This window comes from Vibrio sp. V42_P2S4T144 (assembly GCF_009904715.1).
In the GTDB taxonomy this organism is placed as follows: Bacteria; Pseudomonadota; Gammaproteobacteria; order Enterobacterales; family Vibrionaceae; genus Vibrio; species Vibrio alginolyticus.
Map to the genome: position 1 here is coordinate 1 of NZ_WXWS01000625.1, position 4,217 is coordinate 4,217.

Consider the following 4,217-nt stretch of genomic DNA (forward strand, 5'->3'; position numbering starts at 1 on the left):
GATTAAACCAGCTTTCTCTTTCAAGTGACGTTGTATGCCACCAAAAGTAACGAAATTCGTTACTTTTATTTCCATTTGTTTGTTGAGTTACTAATTGCGAGACTTATTGGTGAGTTTTCTTTCCCATGGTTCAAACAAAGGGAACGTCCAGCGACGCATCGCAATAATCAGAGAGGTGCCGTGTTTTTCGTCCATATCGAGAGAGCTATCACTTTGGCAAGCCTGATAAAACTCATCGATGACCTTTTGCAGTTTCTGTTGTAGCTTCTTGTTGCTTGGTACACTCATCAGTCCTGTTGCCATGGAGAACTTTTCATCTTCACCAGAAAAGTAGCTTTGGAAAAAGGCGTCTTGAACTTGCTGTTGGAAGAACCGTTGAATAGGGCCGCCCATCTGCCACTTAAATGTCGGAGATATACGCAAACGAATTTTGTTATTTGGCTGCAAGTCGATGATGTTCAGCCGATCCAAATGAGCAAGCTTTTGCACCAGTTCCAACTCATTGAAGGTATATTGCTGAACGATTTGTTCAAACTGATAGCCATTTACAACACAGATCGCCACGAGCAGCAGGGCTTTATCGTCAACCAGCTGCTTTTCTTGCTCTAACGTTAGCGACTCTAGACCTTTATTGTGCGCAGCCGCGAGCTTAAATAGTTCCGCCATTTCTAAACCAATCAATTGGCAAATTCGTTCTAAGCGCTCAAGGCTAATGTGCTGACCTTCAGCGAGTAAACGTTTGACGCTTCCTTCACTTAAATTAAGGTGTTGTGCAACATCCGCATAATGCAGCCCAGCTAACTTTAGTTGGCGTTTAAGCTCTTTAATTAACGTATAGCTTTCTGACATTTACGCTGTTACCTCGTCGTGTAACTGCTCTAGGTACGTTTGCATAAAGGTTTTGCGTTTTTGCGCTTCGCGTCTCGCTGACTCCGTGTTCATGGTTTCAGCGATTTTGAATAACTTGGTTTGAAAGTGATCCAGAGTGAATTGTTTATCGTTAAGTTCACGTTCTTCGGCAAATATATCGCTGTCGTTGTAAAGTTGCGCGTTAAATTGAGTGCTGACTTGAATGCATCGCGTCACGCCAATTGCGCCTAAAGCGTCCAGACGGTCGGCATCTTGGACGATTTTGGCTTCCAACGTATTTGGCCTGATGTTTGCGCTAAAGCTGTGTGCCTCTATCGCATGAGCAATGGCATCATGATATTGCTGCGGATAATCGATACTCTCTAAAAATGCGACCGCTTTTTTGGCTGCGATGATTGAGCTCTCTTTGCGATTTGGGTGATCTTTCGGGTAAGTAAAGCAATCATGCAAATAGGCAGCCGGTAATACAATCGCGATGTCTGCATTTTCTTCTTTGCAGAGCTGTTTCGCTGTTTTGACCACGCGTTTTACGTGTTTAAGATCATGAGCTGCATCTACTTGCATCTCTTGCTGCATAAATTCCAAAAATTGCGGTTCTATCTGGCTTAATGACGTCATGGTTCATATCTACAACTAAAATGAAGTCAGAAGTATGCCCAACGCTTAGAATAATTTCCAAGTGCGATGGTGTAATTGAGATTCAGCCACCAGAACCTTGTGCAACGTTTGGTACTGAGCCGTTTTATATGGCCTTTCAATGTGTTCAGTGGTTTATGAGACAAGAATAGACAGAGCGAGCAGTGATGTTTACCAGTAGAAAAAAGGCCTGACGATGTCGTCAGGCCTTTTTCGTTTCGCCGATCTTTTTAGCGTTTGAACGTTACTTGCTCTGCTTGTTCAAGATGAATATGAGTTGTCGCAGGCTGTGTTTCTGCAATCACTTTACCGTGACGAACAGAGTAACGAACCGGCACTTGGCGACGTACTGCGTCAAAACCATTTTCTGCGGGAAGAATCAGTAAACTACCTGGTTTGCCTTCTTCAATGCCGTGCTTGTCTTGAATGTTCAGTGTGCGTGCTGAATTGTTGCTGATCAGATCCAGTGAGTTGTTGATTTGGTCGTAACCCATCACCTGACACACGTGCAGACCCATATGCAGTACTTGCAGCATGTTTGCAGTGCCTAGTGGGTACCAAGGGTCAAATACATCATCGTGTCCAAAGCAGACGTTGATGTTGGCATTCAGCATCTCTTTCACTCGTGTTACGCCGCGACGTTTTGGGTAATCATCAAAACGTCCTTGTAAGTGAATGTTCACCAATGGATTTGCCACGAAGTTGATACCGGACATGCGTAATAAACGGAACAGGCGAGATGCGTATGCACCGTTGTAGGAACCCATCGCTGTGGTGTGACTGGCCGTGACTTTATTCCCCATATCAAACTTGTGCGCTAATGCTGCCAGTGTTTCAACGAACCGAGATTGTTCGTCATCGATTTCATCACAATGCACGTCGATCAGGCGGTCGTATTTTTTCGCTAACTCGAATACGTAGTGCAGCGATTCAATGCCATATTCGCGTGTGAATTCAAAGTGTGGAATCGCGCCAATCACGTCCGCACCTAATTTGACGGCTTCTTCTAGCAGCTCTTTGCCATTTGGGTAAGAGAGAATTCCTTCCTGCGGGAAGGCGACGATTTGGATATCTACCCATTCTTTCATCTCTTCACGCACTTCTACCATCGCTTTTAGGGCAATTAGGGTAGGGTCTGAAACATCGACGTGGGTACGAACGTGTTGTACGCCGTTTGCTATCTGCCATTTTAAGGTTTGTTTTGCGCGCGCTTTCACGTCTTCAATCGACAGCATTTCTTTGCGCTCAGCCCAACGTTCAATACCCTCAAACAATGTGCCAGAGATGTTCCAGCTTGGCTCACCTGCGGTTTGAGTTGTATCTAAGTGAATGTGTGGCTCGCAGAAAGGCGCAACCGCCATACCGCCTTCAGCATCGATGATGTCACCGTTATGACTAAGCTCCACATCGTTGCTTTCAATGCGCTTGAATTGACCATCTTCAATCAAAATTTGCTGCAGACCTTCTTGTCCTTTTAGCGTTACGTTTTTGATCAGTAGTGTTGTCATGATGGTTCCTTACGCTGGCTGTGTAGCCAGTGCTTTTTTGTTGAGAACAGGATTAAGAATCAGGAAGCTAATTGCGCCGCCAAGTACAGCGTTAATCGGCACTACGCCAGGCAGGAAGTGTCCCGCACCAACGCCAATCACGACAGCGATAATGCCAGCCCAGTTAACGTTTTGGAATTGGGCGGCTTCAAAGTTTGCGTAGCGTTTACGGTTCGTGAAGAAGTCAGCGATGATCACACCGCCAATCGGTGGAATTGCCAAAGATAAGAAGGTCAGCCAGCCAACAAAGTTATTGTAGAGCCAGAGAGCGCAAAGTGTGCCAACAAGACCGTTCGCCATTGAGATGTATTTACTTGGTAAGCCTGTGATGTTGGAAAATCCAAGACCCGATGCGTAGAGCGCGTTGTCGTTGGTCGTCCAGATGTTCAAGCCAAGAACGATGATAGCTGGAATAAGAAGACCTTGCGCGATCATCACTTCAGAGATGTCTGATTGACCCGTCACCGACGCACCTGCCGCGCCAAAGATAAACATTAACGAGTTACCGATGAAAAATGCCACCATGGTGATCATCACGGCGCTGCGCGGCTTTTTACCAAAGCGTACGAAATCCGCCGTTAATGTACCAGCACTGACAAAAGAGCCGACAACCATCGCGAGAGCTATTGAAAAATCGAGTGGCTCGGTTGGTTGAACCTGTTGTAGTTCGCTTATACCGCCAACACTATTTACTGCCTCGATGACAGAGTAGCCGCCAAGTAGCGCAATGGCAGGAACGGCAATTGCTGACAACACCATCAGTGCGGAGATGCCAAAGTAAACGGTCGCGGTCATGAGCAAACCGGAGACGAGGATCAAAGTATTGGTATCGATGCCCGTTGCTTTGTGCACCGGAATCGCAAACATCGCGACACCAACTCCAAACCACCCAACTTGAGTTCCGCCAAGAAGAGCAGAAGGAAGCCAAGAGCCTTTAGAACCAAAAGAGAAACGAGCAAGAAGGTGAGTAGAGAGACCAGTAGAAGCGCCGATGTAACCGAGGAAAGAAGTGTAAATACCGAGGATTAGGTTACCGATGAGAACAGCGAGGAAAAAATCATTAAAGGAGAGCCCAGTACCGAGAGAACCACCTGTCCACATACTTGCGGAGAAAAAAGTGAGTCCTAACATCACCATGGTTAGTGACGCCACGCCTTTTCTGGC

4 protein-coding genes are annotated in these 4,217 nt (G+C 46.2%); all 4 read right to left on the minus strand.

All coding sequences use genetic code 11. The annotated features are described in order from the left end of the window. Positions 1 to 90: 90 nt before the first annotated feature. Positions 91 to 849 (minus strand): helix-turn-helix domain-containing protein, encoded by a 759-nt coding sequence (locus CAG68_RS20275; protein ID WP_086047513.1) that lies wholly within the window; start codon positions 847 to 849, stop codon positions 91 to 93. Further along, positions 850 to 1,488, minus strand: a complete 639-nt coding sequence (locus CAG68_RS20280; protein WP_017819864.1) for an HD domain-containing protein — start codon at positions 1,486 to 1,488, stop codon at positions 850 to 852. It abuts the gene before it with no gap. 248 nt (positions 1,489 to 1,736) lie between these two features. After that, positions 1,737 to 3,014 carry a cytosine deaminase gene (locus CAG68_RS20285; protein WP_085569158.1) on the minus strand — a complete coding sequence of 426 codons (1,278 nt, stop codon included), beginning with the start codon at positions 3,012 to 3,014 and terminating at the stop codon, positions 1,737 to 1,739. Positions 3,015 to 3,023: 9 nt separating this feature from the next. Next, positions 3,024 to 4,217: cytosine permease (codB, locus tag CAG68_RS20290; RefSeq protein WP_161441575.1), on the minus strand; the 1,194-nt coding region annotated here is incomplete at its 5' end.

Excerpts from the sequence above, each read along its gene's own strand:
- CAG68_RS20275 (WP_086047513.1), bottom strand. The coding sequence starts at position 849 with ATGTCAGAAAGCTATACGTTAATTAAAGAGCTTAAACGCCAACTAAAG.
- CAG68_RS20280 (WP_017819864.1), bottom strand. The coding sequence starts at position 1,488 with ATGACGTCATTAAGCCAGATAGAACCGCAATTTTTGGAATTTATGCAG.
- CAG68_RS20285 (WP_085569158.1), bottom strand. The coding sequence starts at position 3,014 with ATGACAACACTACTGATCAAAAACGTAACGCTAAAAGGACAAGAAGGT.